Genomic DNA, 26,397 nt, shown 5'->3' on the forward strand with positions numbered 1-26,397 from the left:
ATGCAACTGATTCCTATTTGATTCGGTTCGCAACTATAAGATTCGTACCTCCGGAGCGCTCTCGATGTCCTCTCGTTTCAACCGCCGGTCTTCTTCGCCCGTCCTGTCCTTGCTGACCGCCGCGATCCTGTTGGCCAGCGCGCCCGTGATGGCCGCCACCGCCACCGCTGCCGAGCCGGTCGCCCGCAGCCACGGCAACTACACCTTCAGCATCGAGCAGCAGCCGCTGGTATCAGCACTTAATGCATTTACTGCGGTGACCGGCTGGCAAGTCGGCTTGCCGGCGGAGCTGGGCCAGGGTGTGTCGTCCCCTGGCGTACGCGGCCCACTGTCAGCGGAAAAAGCCCTGGACCGGCTGTTGGTGGGGACCAACCTGAACTACCGCAAACTGGGCAATAACAACATCGTGCTGGAAAAACGCGCAGCCGGCAGCGTGCTCAACCTGCAACAGGTGACCATCAGCGCCACGCGTAACGAGCAGGACGTCAACAGTGTGCCGAGCACCGTCAGCGTGCACGACCGCGAAGAGCTGGACCGTCAGAACGTAAATACCATTCGCGAACTGGTGCGCTACGAACCCGGCGTGTCCGTCGGTGGCGCCGGCACCCGCGCCGGCAACGCGGGCTACAACATTCGCGGCATCGACGGCGACCGCATCCTCACCCAGGTGGATGGCGTGGAAGTGCCGGACAACTTCTTCAACGGCCCTTACGCCAAGACCCGCCGCAACTACGTCGACCCGGAAATCGTCAAGCGCGTGGAAATCCTGCGCGGCCCGGCCTCGGCCCTGTATGGCAGCAGCGCCATCGGCGGCGCAGTGAGTTACTTCACCCTCGACCCGGATGACATCATCAAGCCCGGCCAGGACGTCGGCGCCCGCCTGAAAACCGGCTACAGCTCCGCCGATGAAAGCTGGCTGACCTCCGGCACCGTCGCCGGCCGTGTGCAGGACGTCGACGGTTTGCTGCACCTGAGCCAGCGCAACGGCCACGAAATGGAGTCCTACGATGGCAACAACGCCACCGGCCTGGCCCGCACCGGCGCCAACCCGGAAGATGCGCGCACCACCAATATCCTCGCCAAGTTGGGCTGGAATTACGGCGATGACAACCGACTGGGCCTGACGTACGAGAAGTTCAAGGATGATCGCGACGCAAACCTGAAAAACGCCGTGGGCGGCCCGTTTATCGGTGGTCGGGGGATGAATCTGTACCGCGCCCGCTCGGGCAACGACACCATCACCCGTGAACGCTTCGGCCTGGAAAACACCTTCGCCCTCGAATCACCGATGGCCGATCGCATCAAAACCAGCCTCAATTACCAGATCGCCAAGACCGACCAGACCACCGCTGAGATCTACCAGGCCGGTCGTCGCGTGTTGCGCACCCGTGACACGCTTTACGAAGAAAAACAGTGGGTCTTCGACGCCCAACTGGACAAGGCTTTCAGCCTCGGTGAAACCGATCACCACGTCACCTACGGCACCACACTCAAGCAGCAGAAAGTCACCGGCTCCCGCGAAGGTTCAGCCTCCTGCCTCGCCGTCGGTTCGGGTTGCACGGCCATCGGCGCGCCCAGCCCCTCCGCCGGCGACAGTGTAAAAAAGGCCAGTGACTTCCCGGACCCGACCATCAACACCTACTCGCTGTTCGCACAGGACCAGATCAGCTGGGACAAATGGACTTTCCTGCCTGCTGTGCGCTACGATTACACCCAGCTCAAGCCGAAGCTGACCCAGGAATTCCTCAACACCGTCAACCCGACCGGCAAGGACCCGGTCAGCGACAAGGAAAAAATCTGGCACCGTGTGACGCCCAAGTTCGGCCTGACCTACGCGCTGACCGATCAATACACCTGGTTCGGTCAATACGCCGAGGGTTTCCGCACCCCGTCAGCCAAGGCGCTGTACGGACGCTTTGAAAACCTCAACCTGGGCTACACCGTCGAGCCTAATCCTGACCTGAAGCCGGAAACCAGCAAAGGCATCGAAACCGGGATTCGCGGCAAGTTCGACGAGGGTTCCTTCGACATCGCGGTGTTCTACAACAAGTACCGCGACTTTATCGACGAAGACAACGCCGTGGTCGGCGGCACTGTCGAACAGTTCCAGGCCGTGAATATCAAGCGTGCCACCATTAAAGGCGCAGAGGCCAAGGGCCGTTTAAACCTGGATGCATTCGGCGCACCGCTGGGCTTGTACACCCAAGGTTCGATCTCCTACGCCTACGGCCGTAACGACGACAACGGCGAGTCGCTGAACAGCGTCAACCCGCTCAAGGGCGTGTTCGGCCTGGGTTACGATCAGGACACCTATGGTGGGCTGCTGAGCTGGACCCTGGTGAAAAAGCAGAACCGCGTCGACAGCACGACCTTCCACGCCCCCGACGGCGACACCAACGGCCCGTTCAAGACGCCAGGCTTCGGCGTCTTCGACCTGACCGCCTATTACAAAGTCACCAACGACGTGACCCTCAACGGCGGCCTCTACAACCTCACCGACAAAAAATACTGGAACTGGGATGACGTGCGCAGCTACGACAGCGTCGGCGAAGCCGCTGTGACCGGCCCGGCCAACCTCGACCGCCTGACCCAGCCCGGGCGCAACTTCGCGATCAACCTGATCTGGGACATCTGACAGCACTTCACCCAAATGCTGTCCCTTACCTCGCCAGCATTGCAGCGGCGAGGTGAGGATTTTTTACTGTGCCGCGTCTTCTTGTTCGTCTAGTTGATAACAGCTCTCTTTAGGGCACCCAGGCGCTACTCTTCTCAAGGACTTTTTCGATGACCGCTTCCCCTACCGCAGAACGCCCAAGCCTACGCTCCCAGCGCCTGAACCAGATCACCAACGAGCCACACACCAAGCTCGACGCGCTGGTCAAAGCTCACGCCCCATTCGAAACCCAAGCTAACTTCGCCCGCTTCGTGGTCGCGCAGTACCTGTTCCAATCGGAACTGGTGGCCCTGTACAACGACCCTGAGCTGATCAAGATCGTCCCGGACTTGGCTGAGCGCTGCCGCGCCGACGCCGCCAAGCTGGACCTGAGCGACCTGGACACCGACGTGCCTGCACCGGTCGCCGGCGCTGTGAAGAACCCGAGCAAGGCGCAAGCCTTGGGTTGGCTGTTCGTGTCCGAAGGCTCCAAGCTCGGCGCTGCGTTCCTGATCAAACGCGCCGTGGGCCTGGGCCTGAGCGAAACCTTCGGTGCTCGCCACCTTGGCGAGCCGGCCGGTGGTCGCGCAGAAGGCTGGAAAAGCTTCACCCGCACCCTCGATGGCCTGGTATTCAGCGCCGAAGAAGAAGCCGCAGTAGAAAAAGGTGCGATCGACGCGTTTGTGCGCTTCACCGTGCTGCTGGAACAGGCGTACGCTAACGCCCCTGAACTGGCCTGACTGCTGGAATGCGATTAAAAATGTGGGAGCGGCAAGTCGAATCGTCGCCCCGCCGCTCCCACATCTATGGTTACCCCCTTTTCTGCAATACTGTCTTTGATGGCGTGTATGGCTTGCTTTCATCTATTCGGCGTCTGAGTGGGGTATTGGCCCCGCGCCTCGATGAGAATTGATGCCCAACGACCCTAATTATTTGGACGGCCTTTCAGCCGTGTGGGAGCTCAGGGTTGTCGTCAGGCCGGTTGGCCGTTCACGTCATCTGTTATCCAGCATCGCAAAACCAGGTGGGTGGTGCTTGGGTGACAGCAGGGTCAAGCGTTCATCGCGCTTGGCCCTGCATCAAATTCAGTGTGGTTTGCCGCGATCGACCAAGCGATTCTTGCCAGCTTGTTGGCTAGCGCGCAGACCACTAAATTGGAGTGCCGATGGCCTGCCAGCAGCTTGCGAACCCAATCGGCCAAACTCCCTTTTTGCTTATCCAAGTGCATCAAGTAGATACGGGCACATTGAACAAACAAGCGTCGCTGGTTTCGATCTCCGCGCTTGCTGATGCCCAAAAGTACGGTTTTACCGCCAGTAGAATGCTGCTTTGGCACAAGTCCTATCGAGGCTGAATAGCCTCGACCACATTTGAACTGCTTGCCATCGCCCAACTCCGCAGCCAAGACGCTGGAGGTGATCGGGCCAACGCAGGGAATTGTCATCAAACGAGAAGCCAGATCATCTTCAGCGACTTGGCTCTCAACTTCTTTGTCGAGAACCTTAACCTGACGATCCAGGTAGACGTAGTGGTCATACAGCCCTTGCAGCAGCTTTTTGATCAGCCCATGAAATGAGGCTGTTTCGAGTAACGCGGGCACCTCTTTGACTGATTTAAAGCCCGGTGCCAAGCTGACACCCACCTCCAAAAGCCCTGCATGAATTCGATTAACGGCGGCTGTGCGTTCCTTGATAAGCGAGTCGCGGACCGAGTTGAGCATGGCCAACGCTTGCTGAGCTTGGGTTTTTACTGGTACGAAACGCATCGTTGGGCGACTAGCTGCCTCACAAATCGCTTCGGCATCAGCGAAGTCGTTTTTATTGCTTTTTACGTAAGGGCGCACGAGATGAGGAGCAATAAGTTTGGGGGTGTGTCCCAGCATGGCGACTTGTTGCGCCATGAAGTGGGCGCCGCCGCAGGCTTCCATCACAACAGTACAAGGCTCGATGGAAGCTAAATGCTGGAGCAATCCTGCTCGATTAAACTTTTTGCGCAGCAGTACATGGCCACGCTCATCTTGTTCGTGAGCGTGATAGCTGTGCTTACCAAGGTCAACGGCGGTGATGTCTACTTTGCTCATGGCTGCGGTCTCCGATAGATCCCCCTGTGAAAGCTTAGTGGGCGTTCACAGGGGGCGGCGGGGGTAGCCATCTCATTATTTGAATCCCATTTCAAACTGATTTTTGTGATCACCCTACCCATGACCGGCAAAACCCAATCCACCTCAAAAATCGCGCAGATCCTCTTCGGCCTGCTGGCCTACGTCAGCCTGGGCATTGGGTTGGTGGCGATTGTCATACCGGGTTTGCCCACCACCGAATTCATTCTGCTCGCCGCCTGGGCTGCGACCAAAAGCTCGCCGCGCCTGAGCGCTTGGCTGGAAAACCACCGGCTGTTCGGGCCGATCCTGTTCAATTGGCGCAACGGCAAAATCATCGCGCGCCGCGCCAAAGTCAGCGCCACCGTGAGCATGCTGCTGTGTGCCGTCTTGATGCTGGTGATGCTCGATCACGGCTGGCCGATTTACCTGGCGATTGCCGGCATGAGCCTGGGCAACCTGTGGATCTGGTCACGCCCGGAACGGCTTGCAACGCCCGTGTAGCGAGGCGTGTAGTCTTTTACCTACCGCTCATCGCCTTTCCCTCATGAAACATCTCGATGCGCCGATGTTTCGGACATAGCGCCGAATGGAATTGGCTCGCCCAGCTTGCACACCAACAAGACTATTCGCGAGTGAACCTATGTTCGACACCCTCTCCATCCGCTTGAAAATCGTGCTGCTGTCTGGCCTTTGCCTGGTAGGGGTGATTGCGCTGATCATCAGCATCAACCTGTACGAAACCAGCCAAAATGATCAACTGATCAGCGATTCAAGCTCGCGAATGCTCACCCAAAGCGTGCAACAGCTGTTGCAAGCCAAAGCCGCCGAGCAAGCAGTGCAATTGCAGAAAACTTTTGGCGAAAATCTGGCAGTGGTCACAGCACTGGCCGATCAGGTCAAGGACCTGCGCGCCCTCGCCAGCAAACGCTCGCTGGAACCGAGCGCCCTGCGTGAGGAACTCAACCAAAGTCTTAAAACCGCGTTCGAACGCAACAGCAAGGTGCTGGGGATCTGGCTGTCGTTCGAACCTAACGGTCTGGATGGCAAGGACAGCGAGTTTGTCGACGATAAAGCCCGCGTCTCCAACGAAAAAGGCCGCTTCTCCAGCTACTGGAGCCGCGCCGCTGGAGATGGCCTGAACACGGTAATGGTCGAGGACGACCTGACCAAGACCACCCCCAACCTCAGCGGTACGCCCTACAACATCTGGTACACCTGCCCACGGGACACGCGCAACGTTTGTCTGCTTGACCCGTATTCCGATGAAGTGGCCGGCAAACAGGTGCTGATGACCACCATCTCCCTGCCGTTGATCGTCGACGGTAAAGTCATCGGTGTGATCGGTATCGATATCGCCCTCAATACCCTGCAAGCCTCGTCGGATGCCGCCCAGAAAGAACTGTTCGACGGCGCGGCGCACCTGGAGATTATCTCCAGCACCGGCTTGATTGCGGCCTACAGCGGTGACCCGGCCCGAGTCGGCAAAAACCTGATGGACACCCTCGGTGCCGAGGGCAAGGAGATTGTGCAGTTGTTGGCCAACGACACGCGCACGATCCGCGAGCAAGACGACACGATTCGCACCGTGTACCCGGTCAAGCCGATTGCCGACGCCAAGTCCTGGGGCATCGTGATCAAACTGCCCAAGAGCGTGATGCTTGCCGACACCTTGAAACTGCAAGGCGTACTCGACAAAGCCCAGGCTGCCGGCACGCTCAAAGCCTTGCTGGTCGGTGCCGCCGCCGCACTGCTGGGCTTGCTGCTGATCTGGCTGACCGCCACCGGCGTGACCCGCCCGATCAATACCGTGGCCGCGATGCTCAAGAACATCGCCAGCGGCGAAGGCGACCTCACCCAGCGCCTGACCTACGCCAAAAAAGACGAATTGGGCGAGCTGGCGAACTGGTTCAACCGCTTCCTCGACAAGCTGCAACCGACCATCGCGCAGATCAAGCAAAGCATCACCGAGGCACGTGGCACGGCGGATCAGTCGTCCGCCATCGCGCGCCAGACCAGCGAAGGCATGCAGGTGCAGTTCCGCGAGATCGACCAGGTCGCCACCGCCTCCAACGAAATGAGCGCCACCGCCCACGAAGTAGCCAGCAGCGCCTCCAACGCCGCCAGCGCAGCACGCGGGGCGGACCAGTCGGCGCGTGACGGCATGGCGATCATTGAACAAAGCACCCGCGACATCACCACCCTCGCCGAAGAAGTCAGCAAGGCCGTAGGCGAAGTGGAAGCCCTGGCGGTGAACAGCGAACAGATCGGCTCGGTGCTGGAAGTGATCCGCAGCATTGCCGAACAGACCAACCTGCTGGCACTCAACGCCGCCATCGAAGCGGCGCGCGCCGGAGAAAGCGGACGGGGTTTTGCGGTCGTGGCCGACGAGGTACGCAACCTGGCCAAACGCACTCAGGATTCGGTGGAAGAGATTCGCCTGGTGATCGAGCGCATCCAGAGCGGCACCCGTGGCGTGGTGGCGACCATGCATTCCAGCCAGCACCAAGCCCAGAGCAATGCCGGGCAGATCCATCAAGCGGTGCAAGCGCTAGGCAAGATCAGCGATGCGGTGACGGTGATCAGCGACATGAACCTGCAAATCGCCAGCGCCGCCGAACAACAGAGCGCCGTGGCCGAAGAGGTCAACCGCAACGTCTCGGCGATCCGCACCGTGACCGAAACCCTTACCAGCCAGGCCACCGAGTCGGCGGCGATCAGCAGCCAACTGAACGCCTTGGCCAGCCAGCAGATGAAGCTGATGGATCAGTTCAAGGTGTAACGCCACTCCTGAAACCAATGAGGGGCAAATGTGGGAGCGGGCTTGCTCGCTCCCACATTTAGATCACTGTTGCTCTAAAGGCCAGTCCAAGCCTGAACAAACGCCGCCACATCTTCCTTCGGCGCAGTACGCGGCGGGTTCTGCGGCGTGCCCAAGTAAAGGAAGCCAATCACTTCCTCGCCCTCCGTCAGCCCCAGGCCTTTAGCCACGTGGGCCGAATAGGACAACTCCCCCGTGCGCCACACTGCGCCAATCCCTTGGGCGTAAGCCGCCAGCAGAATACCGTGGGCCGCACACGCGGCCGCCAGCAGTTGCTCGGATTTCGGCACTTTGAAATGCGCTTGCAAGCGAGCAATCACCACCACCACCAGCGGCGCGCGCAACGGGCCGTTCTGCGCCTTGTCGATGGCTGCTTGCGGGGCGTCGGCATCCTGCAGGCGCGCGGCTTCGGCTAACAGCGTGCCCATCTGCTCGCGGGCGGCGCCTTCTACGGTAAGGAAACGCCATGGGCGCAACTGGCCGTGGTCCGGCGCACGCATGGCGGCGGCGAATAGCAGATCGCGCTGCTCCTGGGTCGGTGCCGGCTCCAGCAAACGCGGCACGGAAACACGGTTGAGCAAAGCGTCGAGAGCCTGCATTGGCCACCTCCAGAGAAAAATGTGCAGCCATTCTAGCGGGAATGAATCGGATTCGACCAAACGATAATTGCTCTTATTCAATCCGCCCCGCCCTGTTAGACTTTGCGGCCTAATTTTGGCCATCGCTTCAGGAATCTTGATGTTCCGTTCGCTATTTCGCCTGTCCGCAGCATTGATGGCTTTGAGCCTGGCTGCCTGCGATGACGCTCCCCGCTTCACTAAGGCAGAGCCTGGTGAAGCGCGGGCCGGCGGCGCGACGACGGTGAACAAGCGCGACCAGAACGCCTTTTCCCTGCCCTCGGCGAACCTGGCGCCCACCCGCCGCCTGGACTTCAGCGTCGGCAACAGCTTTTTTCGCAGCCCGTGGGTGATCGCGCCGTCCACCACCACCGCGCGTGATGGCCTCGGCCCGCTATTCAATACCAACGCCTGCCAGAACTGCCATATCAAGGACGGCCGTGGCCATCCGCCGCTGCCCGATGCGCCTAATGCGGTGTCGATGCTGGTGCGCCTCTCCATCCCGGATACACCCGCCCTCGCCAAGCTTATCGAGCAGGTCGGCGTAGTGCCCGAGCCGGTCTACGGCGGGCAATTGCAAGACATGGCCGTGCCGGGCGTAGTGCCGGAAGGCAAAGTGCGGGTCGACTACACACCGGTTAACGTGGCGTTCAAGGACGGCACCGTGGTCGAACTGCGCAAGCCGGCCCTGCAAATCACCCAGCTCGGCTACGGCCCGATGCACCCGGAGACACTCTTCTCAGCGCGCATCGCCCCGCCGATGATCGGCTTGGGCCTGCTCGAAGCCATCAGCGACGCCGATGTGCTGCGCAACACTGACCCAAAAACGGCCGACAAAGAAGCCCTCGTGGGCCGCGCCAATTGGGTCTGGGATGACGCCCAGCAGAAAACCGTGCTCGGGCGCTTCGGCTGGAAGGCCGGGCAACCCAACCTCAATCAACAAAATGTTCACGCGTTTTCTGGTGATATGGGCCTCACCACGTCCCTGAGACCCTTTGATGACTGCACCGACACCCAAGTCGCCTGCAAACAGGCCCCCAACGGCAACGGCCCCGATGGCGAGCCGGAAGTCAGCGATAACATCCTGCGCCTGGTGCTGTTCTACACCCGCAACCTGGCCGTGCCGGTGCGCCGTGGCGTCAACACGCCGCAGGTGCTGGCCGGGAAAAACCTGTTCTACCAAGCCGGTTGCCAGGGCTGCCATAAGCCGACGTTTACCACGGCCGCCAACGCCGCCGAACCCGAACTGGCCAACCAAGTGATTCGCCCCTACAGCGACCTGCTGTTGCACGACATGGGCCCAGGCCTTGCCGACAACCGCAGCGAATTCAAGGCCGGTGGCCGCGACTGGCGTACCCCGCCGTTGTGGGGCATTGGCCTGACGCAAACCGTCAGTGGCCACACTCAATTTTTGCATGATGGCCGCGCCCGCAACCTGCTCGAAGCCGTGCTGTGGCATGGCGGTGAAGCACAAACGGCGCAGCAGCATGTGTTGTCCTTTAATGCCGAGCAACGTGCCGCGTTGCTGGCGTTCCTGAATTCTTTATAAGCTTTGCCCCACTTACAGAAGGGAGCTCGACATGTTTCGTCCCAAGTTGTTGTTCACCAGCCTTGCCGCCCTCGCCCTCGGCGCCTGCTCGCCCCAGGACCCGCAAGCGGTGACCTCGGCGGCCATCGCCAAGCAGGTGATCCTGCCGACCTACAGCCGCTGGGTTGAAGCCGACCGCCAACTGGCCGTCAGCGCCCTCGCCTACTGCCAGGGCAAGGAAAGCCTGGAGACCGCCCGCGCCGACTTCCTCCACGCGCAAAAAGCCTGGGCCGAGTTGCAGCCGCTGCTGATCGGCCCGCTGGCCGAGGGCAACCGCTCGTGGCAAGTGCAGTTCTGGCCGGACAAGAAAAACCTGGTGGGCCGACAGGTTGAACAGCTGGTCATCGCCCAGCCGCAGATCGACAGCGCCGCCTTGGCCAAATCCAGCGTCGTAGTACAAGGCCTGTCGGCCTACGAATACATCCTCTACGACGCCAAGACCGACATCGCCGACGAAGCCCAGAAAGCCCGTTACTGCCCGCTGCTGGTGGCCATTGGCGAGCGCCAGAAAGCCCTGGCCGAAGAGATCCTGGCCAGCTGGAACAGCACCGACGGCATGCTCGCGCAGATGACCAAGTTTCCGAACCAACGCTACGCCGACTCCCACGAAGCCATCGCCGATCTGCTGCGTGTGCAAGTGACCGCGCTGGACACCCTGAAGAAAAAACTCGGCACGCCGATGGGTCGCCAGACCAAGGGCATTGCGCAGCCGTTCCAGGCCGATGCATGGCGCAGCCAGTCGTCCCTGCAAAGCCTGCAAGCGAGCCTAGCCGCCGCCCAGACCGTGTGGGCCGGGGTCGACAACAAAGGCCTGCGTGGCCTGCTGCCTTCGGACCAGAAGCCATTGGCCGACAAGATCGACGCCGCCTATGCCGCGTCGCTGAAGCTGTTCGCCGCCAACCCGCGCACGCTGAATGAATTGTTGGCCGACGATGCCGGGCGCCAGCAGCTCAACGACCTCTACGACAGCCTCAACGTGGTCCACCGCCTGCACGAAGGTGAGCTGGTCAAGGCGCTGGGCATCCAACTGGGCTTTAACGCCAACGACGGTGACTGATGATGCTCAGGCGACAGGCTTTGGCGATTGGCAGCGTGCTGCTCAGCGCACTCACGTTGGGCGGCTGGACGTTGTTCAAGCAGAAGGGGTTGAAAGGCCCGCTGCTGCTGTCGGCGCGCGATGATGCGGACGGAAAACACTACGCCGTCGGCTACCAGTTGGACGGCAAGCAGGTGTTTGCCACCCAAGTCGGCCAGCGCTGCCACGACATCATCAACCACCCGACGCTGCCGATTGCGCTGTTCGTCGCCCGTCGCCCGGGCACCGAGAGTTACCTGATCAACCTGCGTGATGGCGCGCTGCTGCAGACCATCACCTCGAATGCCAACCGCCATTTTTATGGGCATGCGGTGATCCACAAGAGCGGCGACTGGCTGTATGCGACCGAGAACGACACGTCCGACCCGGGCCGTGGGTTGTTGGGTGTGTATAAGTTCGAAGGTGAGCGGCTGGTGCACACGGGGGAGATTTCCACTCACGGTATCGGCCCGCATCAAGTGTCGTGGATGCCTGACGGTGAGACCTTGGTGGTGGCCAACGGCGGGATTCGCACCGAGGCTGAAAGCCGGGTGGAGATGAACCTCAATGCCATGGCGCCGAGCCTTGTCTTGATGCATCGCGATGGCAGCCTGATCAGCAAGGAAACCCTGGGCCAGCAGATGAACAGCGTGCGTCATATGGGGATTGCCAGCGACGGCACTATTCTCACGGGGCAGCAGTTTATGGGGGCGTCGCAGGAGCGCTCCGAGTTGCTGGCGATCAAGCGGCCGGGGCAGCCGTTTGTGGCGTTCCCGGTGGCGGATGAGCAGTTGCAGGCGATGGGGCATTACACCGCCAGTGTCGCGGTGCACAGTGAGTTGCGGTTGGTGGCGTTGACGGCGCCGCGGGGGAATCGGTTTTTTATCTGGGACATGGACAGTGGTGAGCTGCGCCTGGATGGGCCGTTGCCCGACTGCGCCGGGGTGGGTGCGGTGGCGGATGGGTTTGTGGTGACTTCAGGCCAGGGGCGTTGCCGGTTTTATGACTGCCGGCAGACGCCGTTGGTCGCTAAGCCGTTGGAATTGCCTTCGGGGTTTTGGGATAACCATTTGCATCTGGTTTGACGTTGTTGGGGGCATATCCGTTGCTGCGGTAACGGCTTCGTAGGGTTCCGCTCTTACAGCGGGTCACTTTTGGAAAAAGAGCCCCAAAAGTAACCAAAGGGCTCTTGCCCCACCACTCGGCACCTCGCTTAGGCTCGGTGTGCCCTCACTCCGGCTTTGGAGCGGGGCCGCCGCCATGGGCCATCCTTGGCCCATCGCGGCTAACCCGGCGTCCTGCCGGGTTACCCCCGCTCAAAGCCTGCGTTCGGCCAGCGTGGTTTAACGGGGCGCCTAAGATCAAGATCAAAAGCACGGCGGCCTAGTAGCCGACCTGAGTGGTTAGATCAAAAGCGAAGCCAGGGCGGCCTGACAGCCGACCTGATATTTGAAACTGAACTCAATCTAATGTGGGAGCTGGCTTGCCTGCGATGCAGACACCTCGGTCTATCAAGTACACCGAGTTGATGCCATCGCAGGCAAAGCCAGCTCCCACAGAAAAGCAGAGCACTGCGGTGCTGGCAGTTAAACTCGGTCAAAACTGTGGGGAGCGGGCTTGCTCGCTCCCACATTGGGATCTCATTACATCAGCTAGATAGGGTGGTGCTCTGCTTCTGCCCTGCTTTTGCTTCTACCACTCAGGTCGGCTACTAGGCCGCCGTGCTCTGCTTTTGATCTCGATCTGACAGGCCCCGTTAACCACGATTACCGCAGCAACGGATATGTATCTCCCCCCCACACACAAAAAAAAGGGCCTCGCATCGCAAGGCCCTTTCCCGGGGGTTTGAATCGTTTCAACTCTGCGGCCTCATGCCCTGAGACATCCCAAACATGAACAACAACAAATCATGATCAGGCTTGACCGCCACACTCGCCTTGGCGACACGCGGCAACAGGCATTGCCCGCTACCTTGCACCGCGCTGAGCACTTGTGTGCGAGGCTGTTCCCACGCAGCCAGCGCGAGGGCTGCTATGCCCAACGCCCCGACCAGGAACAAACCTCGTGCTATTTCTAGCTTCATCTGGTTAAACCCTTGATAGCGCTGCCAAACGCCGTTTCATAAAAGTAGCTGAGTTTTTTCCAGTCAGTGTCACTCCACGACGAATGGCGCCGCAGTTGCTGCATGTCGTGGGACGCCGCCCGATAAGCGGTCAAACGCTGACGGCATTTCTCAAAATCCAGCAACGCCACTTCCACATTGGCCGAGTCGCCCTCGCCCGTCACCCGTAAGAAGATGTGCTTGATATACAGGCAACCGTGCTGCCAGCGGCCCTTGTGCATACGTGCCAGGGTGCCCGCCACTTCCTTGAGCACACGCTCGTGGACGCACTCGCCATACTGCTCACGGCCACCGGCGGCGTACCAGTTTTCGATCTCGTCAAAACCATCGAGAGACGCCGTCACCAACAGCGCTTTCCATTGATGTTGCGGATCGCGACGCGCCTCGCAGAACACCAGTTCCGGCACCCGCACATCCAATGCACGCAAGCCCTTGAGGGCATCGCGTTCGCGCAACACGGTCGGGCGCCCGAACGGGTGCAGCACACTGCGGTAGATGTGGCCCGTCTGGCGTTTGCTGTAGAGCAAGCGGCCATTAGGGCTCATCACACGTTGCACACCGCTTTCACCACCGCGTCGGCGGTTGGGTTCTTCAACCCACTCGCCCTGTTGGCGCCAAAAATAATCAAAGCGTTCTTCGGGAGCTACATGACTGCCTGCTATGCACTCAACTGCCATCCTGTTACCTCTTACGCAATACATACACTCGCCACATGGCGTACAGCGGTATGAAGTCCAGGGATTCCTGAACACGGAAACCGGCCTGCTCGAACTCTGCCTCAACAGTAGCAGCCGGTAACACGAACCGGTTTTGGTAACCTCCCTGCTCACCTTTACTGCGACGTTTCACTTCGGCACGCTTGCGTTTCCAGGCCTTGAAATTGCCGTCCACCCACAGCGAAATAATCACGCTGTCACGGGTAACCCGCTGAAATTCCCGCAGTATCGCCAGCCGGTGCTCCGGTTCACCAATGTGGTGCATCAAGCGCATGCAGAAGATGCTGTCGACCGAGTTATCCGGCAAATCGATATCAAAAGCAGATGTCTGCAAGGGGCGTACCCGTTTCACCACGTCCGCCGGCTGAGCGGCGGTCGCGACCTTCAACATCGACTCGGAATTGTCAGCCCCGATAATCACACGGTTGGGTTTTTCAGCCAGCAGCGGCCAGAAACGCCCGGCCCCGCAAGGCAAGTCCAACACCAGGCCTGGCTCGCCGGCCATAGCCAGTGCGCCGCGCGCCAATTGCTCGTCTCGTTTGTGGGACAACCGGCGAGCCAGATTGTCCTGATGCTTGAGCAAATAATTCTTCGCGTGCTGATCGTCGTACTTTTCAGAAAAATCGAGCTTGATAGGGGTAGACATCAACGGATCTCCAGTAGCTGTTGCCTACAACCTTAAGCAGCTAACTGTGATCAACAGGTCAACCCGTTGTGAAAAACTTGTCCTGTCCAGCCTCATACATTTCAAGACTTTACAGACACAATCAGTGGCATGGGGCCATCTTCGCCGAAAAGCACGGTATCTGCCGCAGGACAGCGGCAGGGTGGGAAGTCAGGGTTTAGCCTGGCTCAACTCGACATGAAAGCGGCATCCGTGAGGTTCCATCGTGCTCAGGCTGACGCTCCAGCCTTGGCTCTCGCAGATGCGTTGCACCAACGACAAGCCCAAGCCCAGGCCTTCACCGCGCTTTTCGCTGCCGCGCACGAACGGCTCGAACATCGCCTCACGTTTGTCTTCGGGAATACCGACGCCGGAGTCCTCCACGACAAACCCGCTGGGCTCGAGAGTCAGGCGGATAAAGCCCTGTTCGGTGTAATGCAGGGCATTGCGCAACAGGTTGCCCATCACCGCGTGCAGGAACGTGGTGTTGTAGCGAGTATCCAGCGGATTACCCGGCAGGTAGACCAATTCCAGACCTTTTTGCTCGATAGGCTCCCGCCAGATCCCGAGCAAGTCTTCGGCCACCTGGGTCAAGTTGACCTGCGGCGACATGGCCGCATCATCATGCTTGGCACGGGCCAGCATCAGGAAGGTTTGCACCAGCTCGCGCATCTCTTCACAGGCACGGGCGATTCGCAGCACTTGGTTGCGACCGCGCTGATCAATCGCCGGGTTCTCCAGCAGCAGTTCGCAGGAGCTGGCCAGTACCATTAACGGCGTGCGCAATTCATGGCTTACATCACTGGTAAACAGCTGCTCGCGGGACAACGCCTGGCGCAAGCGGCCCAGGGTGGCGTCGAAAGCCACGGCCAGCTCGCCGACTTCATCGGCCGCATAATCCGGCGCCAGCGGCGGCGCCAAGCCCAGCAACTGGTCGCGATGACGCACTTGGCGGGCCAGCCGCACCACCGGCGCCATTACTTTGCGCGCCAGCACCCAACCGAGGAACACCGCCAGCGCCAGGCTGAGCACAAAGCCCACCAGCACCACGGCAAACAGCACGCGCTCGCGCTCTTCAAAATCGCTTTGGTCTTGCAGCAGGACATAGCGTCGACCATCCACCACTTCGACCATAGCGTGGTACGACAGCGACTCGCGGAACACCTCATGAAAACCCGGCTCCAGGTGGCGCAAATCCTTGGGCAGCTCGAAATCCCCACGCCCACCGCTGAAATAAAACAGCTGGTCGGGCTCCGGGCGGTGGCTCCAGTCCTCAACGCTGTCCATCAGCAGCAGGCGTTGCAAGTCGCCACCCAAGCCTGCCGAGATCAGCTTTTCTTCCACCAGGTGTACCGTTGCAACGATGCCCATGGCGAACGCCCCCGCCACCAACGCGCTCATCAAGGCGAAGGCGATGATGATCCGCTGGGCAAGGCTTTGCTTAAACTCCATCACGACCCTCGGCCAGGCGATAACCCACACCGTGCACCGTTTGCAGCAGCGGCTTGGCGAAGGGTTTATCGATCACTTGGCGCAATTGGTGGACGTGGCTGCGCAGGCTGTCGCTGTCTGGGCAGTCGTCGCCCCACAAGGCTTCTTCGAGAATTTCCCGACGCAGCACGTGGGGGCTCTTCTGCATCAACACCGCGAGCAACTTCAAGCCAACAGGGTTGAGTTTCAGCAGCCGCCCTTCGCGAGTGACTTCCAGGGTATCGAGGTCGTAATGCAGGTCAGCCACCTGCAGGGCACGGCGTCCACCTCCTTGGGCACGGCGCAGCACGGCTTCGATGCGGGCGGCCAATTCCGACAAGGCAAAGGGTTTGAGCAGGTAATCATCGGCGCCGGACTTGAAGCCCTGCAGCCGGTCATCCAATTGGTCGCGGGCGGTGAGCATGATCACCGGCGTATCGCGACGGGCGTCTTCACGCAGGCGTTTGCACAAGGTGTAGCCATCGATGCCGGGCAGCATGATGTCGAGCACGATCAAGTCGTAATGCTCAGTGGCGGCCAGGTGCAGGCCCGATAACCCGTCCTGCGCACAGTCCACGGTGTAGCCCTTCAGCCCCAGGTAATCGGCCAGGTTGGCCAGAATATCGCGGTTGTCTTCAACCAATAGAATTCGCATGGGCAGTGTCTCCGTTCTTTCGTGCCAGCCGTGTTGGCTCGCGCAGCTTAAGGCCAACGGTGGCTCAGGGATAGACCTCAAAGGTCTGTCGATAAAGGTTTTCAACCAATTACACAAGCCAACAAGTTTTTCACTATAGCTTCACAAACTGACTACAGCGTCAGGCCGAAGATCACCGCCATTGATATAAGGAACATAGACATGGGGTTTCTCAAAACGGCGCCTATGCGCTTTTTGCTGCTCGTAACCGGCGCCTGGCTGGTTGTTTTCCTGCTGACCCGCAGCGTGCTGCTCCTCACCCACCTGGATGAAGTCGGTGGCAACCTGCTGCCGGTGTTTGGCGTGGGCTTGCTGTATGACCTGGGTTTCTTGGCCTATGCCGCCTTGCCGCTGGGGTTGTATGTGCTGCTGTGCCCGCCCGCGTTGTGGCGCCGCCGTGGCCACCGCTGGTTCCTGCAGGCGGTGCTGACCGTCAGCCTGTTCGCCATGCTGTTCACCTCGGTGGCCGAATGGCTGTTCTGGGATGAGTTCGGCGTGCGCTTCAACTTTATCGCCGTCGATTACCTGGTGTACTCCGACGAAGTGTTGAACAACCTGCTGGAGTCTTACCCGATCGGCAAGCTGCTCAGCCTGTTGGCGATGCTGGCGATTGTGTTGAGCGTGGTCCTGCGCAAGCCGTTCAATGCCGCGATGAACGCGCCGCTGCCGCCGCTGCGTGGCCGCCTGCTGAATGCCTTGGGCCTGTTGGTGGTCGCCGGCCTCAGCCTGCAACTGATCAGCCAGGACAGCCCGCGCGCCCAAGGCGGTAACGCCTACAAGAACGAGCTGGCGAGCAATGGCCCGTACCAGTTTTTCGCCGCGTTCCGTAACAATGAATTGGACTACCCACAGTTCTACCAAAGCCTGCCCACCGAGGTGGTCGCCAAGCAGTTGCGCGCCGAACTCAGCGAGCCCAACGCGCGCTTTATCGGCACCGACCCGCTGGACATTCGCCGTGCAATCACCAACCCAGGCACCTTGCGCAAACCCAACATCGTGCTGGTGACCATCGAGAGCTTCAGCGCCAAATACATGGGCAGCAATGGCGATGGGCGCAACCTCACGCCCAACCTCGATGCCCTGCGCAAACAAAGCCTGTACTTCAATAACTTCTATGCCACCGGCACCCGCACCGACCGTGGCCTGGAAGCCATCACCCTGGCGATTCCACCCACGCCCGGGCGTTCGATCGTCAAGCGCATCGGCCGTGAAAGCGGCTTTGCCAGCCTTGGCCAACAACTCAGTGCCGTCGGTTACGACAGCGTGTTTGTCTACGGCGGTCGCGGCTACTTCGACAATATGAACGCGTTTTTCAGCGGCAACGGCTATCGGGTTGTAGACCAGAGCAGCGTGCCGGAAACCGAAATCTCGTTCAAAAACGCCTGGGGCATGGCCGATGAAGACCTCTACCGGCAGACCCTGAAACTGGCCGACGCCGATTACGCCAAGCAGCAGCCCTTCTTGCTGCAACTGATGACCACCTCCAACCATCGCCCCTACACCTACCCGGACGGGCGTATCGATATCAAATCCGGCAACGGCCGTGACGGCGCGGTGAAATACACCGACCACGCTATCGGTGAGTTCCTTGAGGCGGCACGCCAGAAGCCTTGGTTCGATAACACGATCTTCGTGTTCGTCGCCGACCATACCGCCGGCAGTGCAGGCAAAGAGGACCTGCCCATCACCAACTACCAGATCCCACTGTTCATCTATGCGCCCAAGCTGATCGACGCCCGGGAAACCGCGCAACTGGCCAGCCAGATCGACCTTGCGCCCACTTTGCTGGGCCTGATCAACCTGAGCTACGAATCGACCTTCTTTGGCCGCAACCTGTTGCAAGACAACCCGCTGCCACCGCGTGTGGTGGTCGGTAACTACCAACACCTGGGCTTGTTTGACGGCAAGGACCTGGCGATCCTAAGCCCACGCCTGGGCTTGCGCCGCCACGATCAAGCCCTGGCTGAGAGCCAGGAGTTGCGCGTGGGCAGTGATGACCCGCTGATCCAGCGCGCAATCACCTACTACCAGGCCGCCAGCTATGATTTCAAACAGCAATTGCTGAGCTGGAAAGCGCCCAAAGATGAGGCTCCCGCCATCAGCGTCCGCTGACAGCCTACGTGAGCCCTTGCCTGCCATAGGGCAAGGGCGTAACACTTGCGCCCATTCTCCGGCGACGACGCCCTTTCATGTCCGACACCCTGCTGCTGATAGAAGATGACCGCCCACTGGCCGCGCTGACTGCCGAGTTTCTGCGCGCCGAAGGTTTTACCGTCGCCATTGAGCACCGCGGCGACCGTGCCGCCCAGCGCATTCGCGACGAGCAGCCGGCGCTGTTGATCCTGGATGTGATGTTGCCGGGTATCGACGGCTTCACCCTGTGCCGGCAGATCCGCGACCAGTACCCCGGGCTGATCCTGATGATGACGGCCTTGGATGAAAACGCCGAGCAATTGACCGGTTTCAACGTCGGCGCCGACGACTACGTGGTCAAACCTGTCGACCCGCTGCTGTTGCTGGCCAGGGTCCGCTCGTTACTGCGCCGCCACCCGCAAGCCCCTCGCGCGTATTACCAGTGGGGCGCGTTTCGCTTGGACCTGAACAGCCATTTCGCTTGGCTTAATGACACGCCCTTGCAGTTCTCGGTCGCCGAGTTCGAATTGCTGGCGATTTTTGCCCGCCATTGCGGCGTATTGCTGACGCGGGAAAAACTCCTGCAAAGCCTGCGCGGCCTGGAATACGACGGGCTCAACCGCTCCATCGATATGCGCGTATCGCGCTTGCGCAAAAAGCTGATGAGCCTGGAATGCCCGGTGACCATCCAGACCATCACGGCCCAAGGTTATCTGTTCGTCGAAATCCCGCAGGAAGCTGAGCATGCTGGCTAAGGTGCGGCCGTGGATGGTGGCCGTAGTGGGCACGGGCTGGGCGGCCTTGACCCTGTATCTGCTATGGCTGTGCACCAATGCCTCAGTATTTGTTGGTGAAGACAGCTTTTTGCGCCTGATGGCCGGGCCGGGTTATCTGGTGGCTGAACAGCTCAAAGGCGTGCCCGTCGACCAGCGGGAAGCACGGATGGACATCCTGCGTGCGCACTTTCAGTACCCGGTGAATCTGATCACGCTGGACGATGTCGAGCTGCCGCCGGAAGCCATGGTCATGTTGGAACATCAGCAACCGGCGCTAAACAGCGACGAAGACATCAGCTACTTCCCGCTTGACGACGATACCGTGATCCGATTCGGCCCCATGTGGGGGAGCGCCGAGGTCAAGGACCTGCTGAAATTTCCGGTTTTCTGGATAACCGCCTGCGTCGCGGGCTTGCCGGTCCTGCTACTCCTCGGGATTGGTTTACGTCTACACCGGCGGCGCAACGCCGAGATGAACACGCTCAATACCTGCCTGGGCACCCTTGCGCGCAGCCCGAACGTGATGCTGCCCGCCATGAGCAAGGAATGGACGCCGCTGCTGCTGACGTTGCAACAACATGCGCGGGACATCAGCGCCATGAGTGAACGCCATCGCGAAGTCTCCCAGGCGGTTTCCCATGAACTGCGCACACCCCTGGCGCGCATGCGCTTCGCCTTGTCGCTGCTGAGCAAAAGCGAAGACCCGCTCACCCGCACCCGCCTTCAGGAACGCTTGCTTACCGATGTCGAAGAGCTCGAAGCCTTGGTTCGCGCCAGCCTGGCCTTTGCGCGACTGGCCGGCGCGCCCACCGACCTGCAGCATGAACCGATCAACCTGCGTGACTGGCTGCATCAAGAGTTTGCCCTGCTCGACGGGCACCATCGCCGGCTGAGCCTGGAAACCGAGCCTGCACACCTTGAACTGATCGGCGACCGTGCCCTGCTGCACCTGATCGTACGCAACTTGTTGAGCAACGCCATCACCTACGCCCGCGATCAGGTGTGCGTGAGTGCCACCTACCATGGCCAACATCACCTGGTGTTGCATGTGGACGACGACGGGCCCGGCATCCTCGCGGAAAACCGCGAAAAGATCTTCGAGCCCTTTGTGCGCCTAGCCATGGGCGGCGATGCGCCCGGGGGCTTCGGCCTCGGCCTGGCGCTGGCCAAACGTGCCACCCAGTGGCACTGCGGCGAATTGTCGGCGGCCCGTAGCCCGTTGGGCGGTGCACGCCTGACACTGCTGTTGCCACTGCGCCCGCGGTAGAAAGCGTGTTACAGCCTGTGACAGCGAGGTGCCGCCATTGCCCGTACTCTCTGCCGCCTGAATCCCAGGTTGGAGAGCCCGTTCATGCGTCCCCCCAAAAAGCATGTGTTCACACTGATGCTGTCGTTGTGCATCATTACCGGCTCACTCGTACCCGGTAAGTCGATCACGAACCAGCCATCACAACAGGCGCAAGACAAAACCCCAAGTGCCAATACCTGGACCCCAAGCACGCAGGGCTCGGGCGTGACAGCCGAGCGCAGGAGGAGGCCCAGAGCCACTGCCGCTGAAAAACTCGCGCACCTGCCTGGCCCTCACCCATTCTACGAAACTGCTGCATCGCAACCCCTGGCACTGGTGTCGAATGCCCAATTGACCCTGGCCCGCGGCATGACCTTCAAGAGGCTGTTACGCCGACGTTCAATCGGCTGAGCCCTCAGCGATATATAAAGAGCCATCAGCGGCGCATAAAGAACCATCAGCGGCGCATAAAAAAACCCCGCCTGCATCACTGCAGGCGGGGTTTTTCAGGTGCCGGGTAAGGCTGGCTTACATCATGCCGCCCATGCCACCCATGCCACCCATGCCGCCCATGTCTGGCATACCGCCGCCAGCCGAGCCGCCTTCAGCCGGTGCATCAGCAATCGCCGCTTCGGTGGTCAGGATCAGACCGCCGATGGAGGCCGCTGCTTGCAATGCGGAACGAGTCACCTTGGTAGGGTCCAGGATGCCCATTTCGATCATGTCGCCGTAGACGCCAGTTGCGGCGTTGTAACCGTAGTTACCTTTGCCGTTCTTGACTTCGTTGACCACAACGCTTGGCTCGTCGCCGGAGTTGGCAGCGATCTGGCGCAGTGGCGCTTCAACAGCACGACGCAGCACAGCGATACCGACGTTCTGATCAGCGTTGTCGCCGGTCAGATTAGTCAGGGCTTCCAGAGCACGGATCAGCGCAACGCCACCGCCAGGTACCACGCCTTCTTCAACGGCTGCACGGGTTGCGTGCAGGGCGTCTTCAACGCGGGCTTTCTTCTCTTTCATTTCAACTTCGGAACCGGCGCCAACCTTGATCACTGCAACGCCGCCGGACAGCTTGGCCAGACGCTCTTGCAGTTTTTCACGGTCGTAGTCGGACGAAGTTTCAGCAACCTGGGCACGGATCTGAGTGATGCGCGCCTGGATGTCCTGCTCTACGCCAGCACCGTCAACGATGATGGTGTTTTCTTTGGAGATGGTCACGCGCTTGGCGCTACCCAGGTTTTCCAGGGTGGCGCTTTCCAGGCTCAGGCCGATCTCTTCGGAGATAACGGTACCGCCGGTCAGAACAGCGATGTCCTGCAGCATGGCCTTGCGACGGTCGCCGAAGCCTGGAGCCTTGACGGCTGCAACTTTAACGATGCCACGCATGTTGTTCACAACCAGCGTCGCCAGGGCTTCGCCTTCAACGTCTTCGGAAACGATCAGCAGTGGGCGGCCGGCTTTGGCAACGGCTTCCAGTACTGGCAGCATTTCGCGGATGTTGGAGATTTTTTTGTCGACCAGCAGGATCAGCGGGCTGTCCAGCTCGGCAACCATGGTTTCTGGCTTGTTGACGAAGTACGGGGACAGGTAGCCACGGTCGAACTGCATGCCTTCTACAACCGACAGTTCGTTTTCCAGGCCAGTGCCTTCTTCAACGGTGATCACGCCTTCTTTACCGACTTTTTCCATGGCTTCGGCAATGATGTCGCCGATGGAGCTGTCGGAGTTGGCAGAGATGGTGCCTACCTGAGCGATAGCCTTGGTGTCAGCGCATGGCTTGGACAGGTTTTTCAGCTCAGCCACAACGGCGATGGTCGCCTTGTCGATGCCGCGCTTGAGGTCCATCGGGTTCATGCCGGCAGCGACGGCTTTGTAGCCTTCGTTGACGATTGCCTGAGCCAGAACGGTAGCGGTGGTGGTGCCGTCGCCTGCGTCATCGTTGGCACGGGAGGCAACGTCTTTGACCAGCTGCGCGCCCATGTTCTCGAAGCGACATTTCAGCTCGATTTCTTTGGCTACGGAAACGCCATCTTTGGTGATGGTCGGAGCGCCGAAGCTTTTCTCGATGATCACGTTACGGCCTTTAGGGCCCAGGGTCGCTTTTACTGCGTCAGCCAGGACGTTGACACCGGCGAGCATTTTTTTGCGGGCGGAATCGCCGAATTTAACTTCTTTAGCAGCCATGATCGATATTCCTTAAATACTTTGTAGTAACGGGAAAGTGAGCGGGGAATCAGTCTTCCAGAACGGCGAGAATTTCGTTCTCGCTCATTACCAGCAGGTCTTCGCCGTCGACTTTCACAGTGTTGCTGCCGGAGTAAGGGCCGAAAACAACCTTGTCACCCACTTTCACAGCCAGCGCACGTACTTCACCGTTTTCCAGAGCCTTGCCTGGGCCAGCAGCGATGATCACACCGTGGTTGGCTTTTTCAGCAGCCGAACCTGGCAGAACGATACCGCCAGCGGTTTTCTTTTCTTCTTCGCTGCGACGGATTACGACGCGGTCGTGCAGAGGACGAAGCTTGCTCATTGTCGATCTCTCCTAATTGTGTTTTTCATCGGCCGGTATCGGTACCGGCGGGTTGTATTCCGGCGGTGCCGGTCGCGCCTCGCCAAGCAAGACGCGGAAGTCTGTCTGGTGTCGCCACCAGAAACCTTGCGGTGACCGTTACATAAGGGCGCATAAGCTTATTACAAGGGGTCGTAGCGGAAATTTTTTGTGTCTGCTGACGACCAAAAGCAACACGACACCCATAGGTGCCGTGCCCATAAAGCGGTTATTTGCTGTCGCGGTGTTCGAACTCGCCTTCGATCACATCACCTTCACGCCCCAACGGCTGGCGTGGAGCCGGGCCACCACGGGGTTGCAGGTCGTCGGCGAACGCACGTTGGCGAATCGCCGCCTCTTCGGCACGCTGGCGCATCTTGCCGGCCAGCAGCTTGCGGGTAAACGGCAGCAGCATGACCAAGCCGACCACGTCGCTGATGAAACCCGGCAGGATCAACAGGCCACCGGCCAAGGCCATCATCAGGCCTTCAAGCATGGTTTGGGCTGGCAGTTCGCCGCGGTTTAAGCTTTCACGAGCACGCAACGCCGTGGCCAGGCCGGCGACGCGCAGCACCAGCACGCCGAGCATCGAGCCGAGAATGATCAGTAACAGTGCCGGGAAAAACCCGATCGCACCGCTGACTTGAACGAATACGAACAGCTCCAACACCGGGAACAGCAGAAAGAGCAATAAAAAAGGGCGCATCAAATGGTTCCTCAACGCAAGAATGCCTTGCCAGTCCACCCTAGATGACGTCGCCGTTTCGTGAATTCAAGCGTTGGCGCGCTCTTTTTTCGGCCAGACCTCGGCGTGGGCCAATAAAACCAGGGCTTCGCGTACTTGTGTCGGATTATTGCAAGGCTCCGCAAAAGGCAACCAATGCAGGGATTGGCCAATGCGCAGGTGCATGCCTTCACTGTCGACGCCGGCCAATTGCGCAGGCTCGGTGGTCGGCAAACCGGCCAGTTCGACGTAATGCGCGATGGCCTTGGTGTGATCGCTGTTCATGTGCTCGATCATGCTGCGCTCAGCCTTGCCCGCGAACGGGTTGGCCAAGGTCAGTTGGTCGACCCAGTGGATCGCACCAAACCCGCCTATATAACGGTGACGCACGGGCTTGAGCACCCAGAAGTCAAAATCGTGGGCTTTGTGGTAGTTGGCCGAATCGGGGAAGTAGCGGTAATAACGCTCGGCGGCCGCTTCAATGGCAGCGGCGTCTTCAAGCTTCTCGGCTTCGGCCAAGTAGGTCAGGCGCCCCACCGCCTGCACATCATCGGCCTCGCGCTCACCCACCAGCAGCGAGCACTTGGGGTCTTTTTGCAGGTTATGGGTGTGCTGGGCAATGCGGCTGATCAGGATCAGCGGGCGGCCCTGCTCGTCGAGGCAATACGGTACGACGGAGCCGAAGGGAAACCCGGGCATGGCTTTGGACAATGTGGAGAGAGCCCCACGGTATTCCTTGAGCAACAGCTCTCGGGCGTTCTTGGCAACGTGCGCGCTCAACGTATGACTCCTCGGGTATTCCGCCACCCACAGCCTATGGGGACTATGGGAATGGATCTCAATACAAGGTAATCAATATCCGCGCAGGTTGCCAGAGTGCTCTTACCAGGCCACGCCAAACCCTGCGGTGTAACGGGTCTTGCTCAAGCTACCTTCCGACTCGCCACTGATGATGTCGCGCTCGGCCTTAAGGTTAAGCGAAGCCCATTCGGTGACTTTGTAACGCAGGCCCATCTCCGCATCCAAGGAGTATTCGGACGGCCCGGAGAGCGGCTTGCCCACCTCGCCGTTGGTGAAAAACTCCACGGTCTTGCCTACGAGGTAGCGGTTGTAGTTCCACTTCATGGCCAGGGAATAGAAGTCGGTCTTGCGGCCGTTTTCATATTCATAGTCGGTGCGGTTTACCAAGGAGCCGAGGGAGAACGCACCCAGCTCATCGTCCCAGAACTGGTAGCCCGGGCCGGTACCGACGGTGCGTTGGCGGGACAAGTCTTCAACCTTGTCACGCTTGTAGGTCAGGCGGCCCTGCCAATACCAATGCTCGGTGATGAAGCGGTCCAAGTCATATTCCAACGCCCAGTTGTCGGTGGTGGTGACGTCGTCCTGGAACTCGCGGTTGTATTCGCCTTTGCCGGTATGACGCCACTGGCCGTGGCGGGCGGTGGTCTTGAAGTCGATGTCGTAGTCGTTGGTGTCTTTGTCGGCACGCTTGTAGTCCAGCGCCAGGTCAACGTTGCCCTTCCACACCAGGTCTTCGATCACAGGCTTGGGTTTGATGATTTGCTGGATGCTTGCCAACTCAACCGTCTTCGGCGCTTCGCCATTGGCCAGCACCACCTTGCCATCATCTGCCGCTTTGAGGGATTTGGCTTTTTCGCCGGTATAGGCGTCCTGTTTGACCAGCAACTCCTGGTCACTTTCCAGGGTTTTCACCTGTTTCCAGTCCACCGGGATCGCCCCTGCGTAACTGGTCTGAATCAGCAACTTGCCACCGTCGAAGACTTTGATCTTGCCGGTCAGGCGGTCACCGTTTTTCAACCAGACGGTGTCGGCGAGCAAGGGCGTGGAAGCGCTGAAAACAGCAAGGCACAGCAGGGTTCTGGACAACATAAGCGGATTCGGAGCTCGGAGTTGGCGAAAAAGGGACGTTATCGTGTTAGATAGCTAGGACTGACTCAAGGATTTATGTTGAGTTCAATTCTCAACACCATGATTACAGACGTTTCTTACAAAGACACCGACGATGCCCACAGTAAATCCACCTGCCGAACCCCCTCAAAGCCCGGCCGACATGCGCCGCACGGCGCTGTACCTGACATTGGCGCAAGTGCCCGAGGGCTGCGTGGTGAGCTACGGCGAATTGGCCCACCTGGCAGGGCTGGGCCGCGCGGCACGCTGGGTCGGGCGCACGCTCAGCCAGCTGCCAGAGGGCACTCGGTTGCCTTGGCACCGGGTGCTGGGTGCCGGTGGTCGGATAAGTCTGCCGGTGGGCAGTGCCTCAGGCGACGAACAACGTGCGCGTTTACGCAGTGAAGGTGTCAGTATCCTGAACAATCGCGTTGATATTCAGCGTCATGGCTGGCGCCCGGTAGAGCACAGCGGTTAGAGTGCGCGCTTTGTTTCCGCAAAT

23 protein-coding genes and 1 pseudogene are annotated in these 26,397 nt (G+C 59.9%); 12 read left to right on the plus strand and 12 right to left on the minus strand.

The genetic code is table 11. The annotated features are described in order from the left end of the window. Positions 1-64 precede the first annotated feature (64 nt). Entirely contained in the window at positions 65-2,635 is a 2,571-nt protein-coding gene (locus KZH41_RS25180; RefSeq protein ID WP_263273917.1) for a TonB-dependent receptor, read from the plus strand. A gap of 149 nt (positions 2,636-2,784) precedes the next feature. Next, positions 2,785-3,393 (plus strand): biliverdin-producing heme oxygenase, encoded by a 609-nt coding sequence (locus KZH41_RS25185; RefSeq protein ID WP_263273918.1) that lies wholly within the window; start codon positions 2,785-2,787, stop codon positions 3,391-3,393. A 311-nt stretch (positions 3,394-3,704) separates the two neighbouring features. Here the strand turns inward: KZH41_RS25185 and KZH41_RS25190 are convergent, their stop codons facing one another. Further along, entirely contained in the window at positions 3,705-4,733 is a 1,029-nt protein-coding gene (locus tag KZH41_RS25190) for an IS110 family transposase (protein WP_242152133.1), read from the minus strand. A gap of 120 nt (positions 4,734-4,853) precedes the next feature. On the opposite strand from KZH41_RS25190, the gene KZH41_RS25195 reads away from it, so the two are divergent. From KZH41_RS25195 to KZH41_RS30575, 3 genes and pseudogenes are all read left to right on the plus strand, one after another. After that, positions 4,854-5,255: a YbaN family protein gene (locus KZH41_RS25195; protein WP_094952658.1), complete on the plus strand. Its 402-nt coding sequence runs from the start codon at positions 4,854-4,856 to the stop codon at positions 5,253-5,255. A 280-nt stretch (positions 5,256-5,535) separates the two neighbouring features. Further along, positions 5,536-6,675: pseudogene (locus KZH41_RS30570) on the plus strand (HAMP domain-containing protein); the annotation flags it as partial. 102 nt (positions 6,676-6,777) lie between these two features. After that, a complete protein-coding gene (locus KZH41_RS30575; RefSeq protein ID WP_371917706.1) occupies positions 6,778-7,533 on the plus strand; it encodes a methyl-accepting chemotaxis protein in 756 nt (251 codons plus the stop codon). A 74-nt stretch (positions 7,534-7,607) separates the two neighbouring features. Here KZH41_RS30575 and KZH41_RS25205 read toward each other — a convergent pair whose 3' ends face one another. Beyond that, on the minus strand, positions 7,608-8,171 hold the full coding sequence (locus KZH41_RS25205) for an NAD(P)H nitroreductase (RefSeq protein ID WP_094952660.1): 564 nt from the start codon (positions 8,169-8,171) through the stop codon (positions 7,608-7,610). A gap of 139 nt (positions 8,172-8,310) precedes the next feature. On the opposite strand from KZH41_RS25205, the gene KZH41_RS25210 reads away from it, so the two are divergent. The 3 genes from KZH41_RS25210 to KZH41_RS25220 are packed head-to-tail and all read left to right on the plus strand — an operon-like array spanning position 8,311 to position 11,937. Then, complete coding sequence (locus KZH41_RS25210; RefSeq protein WP_242152317.1) at positions 8,311-9,738, plus strand: di-heme oxidoredictase family protein; 1,428 nt, start codon at positions 8,311-8,313, stop codon at positions 9,736-9,738. A gap of 31 nt (positions 9,739-9,769) precedes the next feature. Then, positions 9,770-10,834: an imelysin family protein gene (locus KZH41_RS25215; protein WP_263273920.1), complete on the plus strand. Its 1,065-nt coding sequence runs from the start codon at positions 9,770-9,772 to the stop codon at positions 10,832-10,834. 2 nt (positions 10,835-10,836) lie between these two features. Further along, positions 10,837-11,937 carry a DUF1513 domain-containing protein gene (locus KZH41_RS25220; RefSeq protein WP_094952663.1) on the plus strand — a complete coding sequence of 367 codons (1,101 nt, stop codon included), beginning with the start codon at positions 10,837-10,839 and terminating at the stop codon, positions 11,935-11,937. 770 nt (positions 11,938-12,707) lie between these two features. Here KZH41_RS25220 and KZH41_RS25225 read toward each other — a convergent pair. The 5 genes from KZH41_RS25225 to colR form a co-directional block, all read right to left on the minus strand. Beyond that, positions 12,708-12,935, minus strand: a complete 228-nt coding sequence (locus KZH41_RS25225) for a hypothetical protein (protein WP_053257809.1) — start codon at positions 12,933-12,935, stop codon at positions 12,708-12,710. Continuing rightward, positions 12,932-13,651 (minus strand): lipopolysaccharide kinase InaA family protein, encoded by a 720-nt coding sequence (locus KZH41_RS25230; RefSeq protein WP_094952999.1) that lies wholly within the window; start codon positions 13,649-13,651, stop codon positions 12,932-12,934. Before KZH41_RS25230 ends, KZH41_RS25225 begins: the two co-directional genes overlap by 4 nt. A 4-nt stretch (positions 13,652-13,655) precedes the next feature. Continuing rightward, the gene (locus KZH41_RS25235) at positions 13,656-14,336 is read right to left on the minus strand and encodes a class I SAM-dependent methyltransferase (RefSeq protein WP_094953000.1); all 681 of its coding nucleotides are present in this window, start codon (positions 14,334-14,336) and stop codon (positions 13,656-13,658) included. 189 nt (positions 14,337-14,525) lie between these two features. Beyond that, on the minus strand, positions 14,526-15,806 hold the full coding sequence (locus tag KZH41_RS25240) for a sensor histidine kinase (protein ID WP_094953001.1): 1,281 nt from the start codon (positions 15,804-15,806) through the stop codon (positions 14,526-14,528). Then, complete coding sequence (colR, locus tag KZH41_RS25245; RefSeq protein WP_016975511.1) at positions 15,796-16,479, minus strand: two-component system response regulator ColR; 684 nt, start codon at positions 16,477-16,479, stop codon at positions 15,796-15,798. The genes KZH41_RS25240 and colR overlap by 11 nt, the downstream gene beginning before the upstream one ends. 201 nt (positions 16,480-16,680) lie before the next feature. Between colR and KZH41_RS25250 the strand changes: the two genes are divergently transcribed. The 3 genes from KZH41_RS25250 (at position 16,681) to KZH41_RS25260 (ending at position 20,694) form a co-directional block, all read left to right on the plus strand. Continuing rightward, positions 16,681-18,630 carry an LTA synthase family protein gene (locus tag KZH41_RS25250; RefSeq protein ID WP_263273921.1) on the plus strand — a complete coding sequence of 650 codons (1,950 nt, stop codon included), beginning with the start codon at positions 16,681-16,683 and terminating at the stop codon, positions 18,628-18,630. Positions 18,631-18,707: 77 nt separating this feature from the next. Continuing rightward, on the plus strand, positions 18,708-19,406 hold the full coding sequence (locus tag KZH41_RS25255; RefSeq protein ID WP_094953003.1) for a response regulator transcription factor: 699 nt from the start codon (positions 18,708-18,710) through the stop codon (positions 19,404-19,406). After that, the gene (locus KZH41_RS25260; RefSeq protein ID WP_263273922.1) at positions 19,396-20,694 is read left to right on the plus strand and encodes a sensor histidine kinase; all 1,299 of its coding nucleotides are present in this window, start codon (positions 19,396-19,398) and stop codon (positions 20,692-20,694) included. Before KZH41_RS25255 ends, KZH41_RS25260 begins: the two co-directional genes overlap by 11 nt. A 549-nt stretch (positions 20,695-21,243) precedes the next feature. Here KZH41_RS25260 and groL read toward each other — a convergent pair. From groL to KZH41_RS25285, 5 genes are all read right to left on the minus strand, one after another. Further along, a complete protein-coding gene (groL, locus tag KZH41_RS25265) occupies positions 21,244-22,899 on the minus strand; it encodes a chaperonin GroEL (RefSeq protein WP_242152332.1) in 1,656 nt (551 codons plus the stop codon). 49 nt (positions 22,900-22,948) lie between these two features. Continuing rightward, positions 22,949-23,245 (minus strand): co-chaperone GroES, encoded by a 297-nt coding sequence (groES, locus tag KZH41_RS25270; protein WP_094953007.1) that lies wholly within the window; start codon positions 23,243-23,245, stop codon positions 22,949-22,951. 247 nt (positions 23,246-23,492) lie between these two features. Further along, positions 23,493-23,969, minus strand: a complete 477-nt coding sequence (locus KZH41_RS25275) for an FxsA family protein (protein ID WP_024077215.1) — start codon at positions 23,967-23,969, stop codon at positions 23,493-23,495. A gap of 66 nt (positions 23,970-24,035) precedes the next feature. Next, complete coding sequence (locus tag KZH41_RS25280) at positions 24,036-24,767, minus strand: HugZ family protein (protein WP_094953008.1); 732 nt, start codon at positions 24,765-24,767, stop codon at positions 24,036-24,038. 102 nt (positions 24,768-24,869) lie between these two features. After that, a complete protein-coding gene (locus tag KZH41_RS25285; RefSeq protein WP_094953009.1) occupies positions 24,870-25,877 on the minus strand; it encodes a DUF481 domain-containing protein in 1,008 nt (335 codons plus the stop codon). A 133-nt stretch (positions 25,878-26,010) separates the two neighbouring features. Here KZH41_RS25285 and KZH41_RS25290 point away from each other — a divergent pair, with 133 nt between their 5' ends. Next, positions 26,011-26,373, plus strand: coding sequence for an MGMT family protein (locus tag KZH41_RS25290; RefSeq protein WP_094953010.1), 363 nt, complete (start codon positions 26,011-26,013; stop codon positions 26,371-26,373). The last annotated feature ends 24 nt before the right edge of the window (positions 26,374-26,397 follow it).

The sequence above is a fragment of the Pseudomonas sp. YeP6b genome, assembly GCF_025642995.1.
Taxonomy (GTDB): Bacteria; Pseudomonadota; Gammaproteobacteria; order Pseudomonadales; family Pseudomonadaceae; genus Aquipseudomonas.

Bases quoted from the DNA above. Each gene is read 5' to 3' on its own strand.
- KZH41_RS25180 (WP_263273917.1), top strand. From the start codon at position 65: ATGTCCTCTCGTTTCAACCGCCGGTCTTCTTCGCCCGTCCTGTCCTTG.
- KZH41_RS25185 (WP_263273918.1), top strand. From the start codon at position 2,785: ATGACCGCTTCCCCTACCGCAGAACGCCCAAGCCTACGCTCCCAGCGC.
- KZH41_RS25190 (WP_242152133.1), bottom strand. From the start codon at position 4,733: ATGAGCAAAGTAGACATCACCGCCGTTGACCTTGGTAAGCACAGCTAT.
- KZH41_RS25195 (WP_094952658.1), top strand. From the start codon at position 4,854: ATGACCGGCAAAACCCAATCCACCTCAAAAATCGCGCAGATCCTCTTC.
- KZH41_RS30575 (WP_371917706.1), top strand. From the start codon at position 6,778: ATGCAGGTGCAGTTCCGCGAGATCGACCAGGTCGCCACCGCCTCCAAC.
- KZH41_RS25205 (WP_094952660.1), bottom strand. From the start codon at position 8,171: ATGCAGGCTCTCGACGCTTTGCTCAACCGTGTTTCCGTGCCGCGTTTG.
- KZH41_RS25210 (WP_242152317.1), top strand. From the start codon at position 8,311: ATGTTCCGTTCGCTATTTCGCCTGTCCGCAGCATTGATGGCTTTGAGC.
- KZH41_RS25215 (WP_263273920.1), top strand. From the start codon at position 9,770: ATGTTTCGTCCCAAGTTGTTGTTCACCAGCCTTGCCGCCCTCGCCCTC.
- KZH41_RS25220 (WP_094952663.1), top strand. From the start codon at position 10,837: ATGCTCAGGCGACAGGCTTTGGCGATTGGCAGCGTGCTGCTCAGCGCA.
- KZH41_RS25225 (WP_053257809.1), bottom strand. From the start codon at position 12,935: ATGAAGCTAGAAATAGCACGAGGTTTGTTCCTGGTCGGGGCGTTGGGC.
- KZH41_RS25230 (WP_094952999.1), bottom strand. From the start codon at position 13,651: ATGGCAGTTGAGTGCATAGCAGGCAGTCATGTAGCTCCCGAAGAACGC.
- KZH41_RS25235 (WP_094953000.1), bottom strand. From the start codon at position 14,336: ATGTCTACCCCTATCAAGCTCGATTTTTCTGAAAAGTACGACGATCAG.
- KZH41_RS25240 (WP_094953001.1), bottom strand. From the start codon at position 15,806: ATGGAGTTTAAGCAAAGCCTTGCCCAGCGGATCATCATCGCCTTCGCC.
- colR (WP_016975511.1), bottom strand. From the start codon at position 16,479: ATGCGAATTCTATTGGTTGAAGACAACCGCGATATTCTGGCCAACCTG.
- KZH41_RS25250 (WP_263273921.1), top strand. From the start codon at position 16,681: ATGGGGTTTCTCAAAACGGCGCCTATGCGCTTTTTGCTGCTCGTAACC.
- KZH41_RS25255 (WP_094953003.1), top strand. From the start codon at position 18,708: ATGTCCGACACCCTGCTGCTGATAGAAGATGACCGCCCACTGGCCGCG.
- KZH41_RS25260 (WP_263273922.1), top strand. From the start codon at position 19,396: ATGCTGGCTAAGGTGCGGCCGTGGATGGTGGCCGTAGTGGGCACGGGC.
- groL (WP_242152332.1), bottom strand. From the start codon at position 22,899: ATGGCTGCTAAAGAAGTTAAATTCGGCGATTCCGCCCGCAAAAAAATG.
- groES (WP_094953007.1), bottom strand. From the start codon at position 23,245: ATGAGCAAGCTTCGTCCTCTGCACGACCGCGTCGTAATCCGTCGCAGC.
- KZH41_RS25275 (WP_024077215.1), bottom strand. From the start codon at position 23,969: ATGCGCCCTTTTTTATTGCTCTTTCTGCTGTTCCCGGTGTTGGAGCTG.
- KZH41_RS25285 (WP_094953009.1), bottom strand. From the start codon at position 25,877: ATGTTGTCCAGAACCCTGCTGTGCCTTGCTGTTTTCAGCGCTTCCACG.
- KZH41_RS25290 (WP_094953010.1), top strand. From the start codon at position 26,011: ATGCCCACAGTAAATCCACCTGCCGAACCCCCTCAAAGCCCGGCCGAC.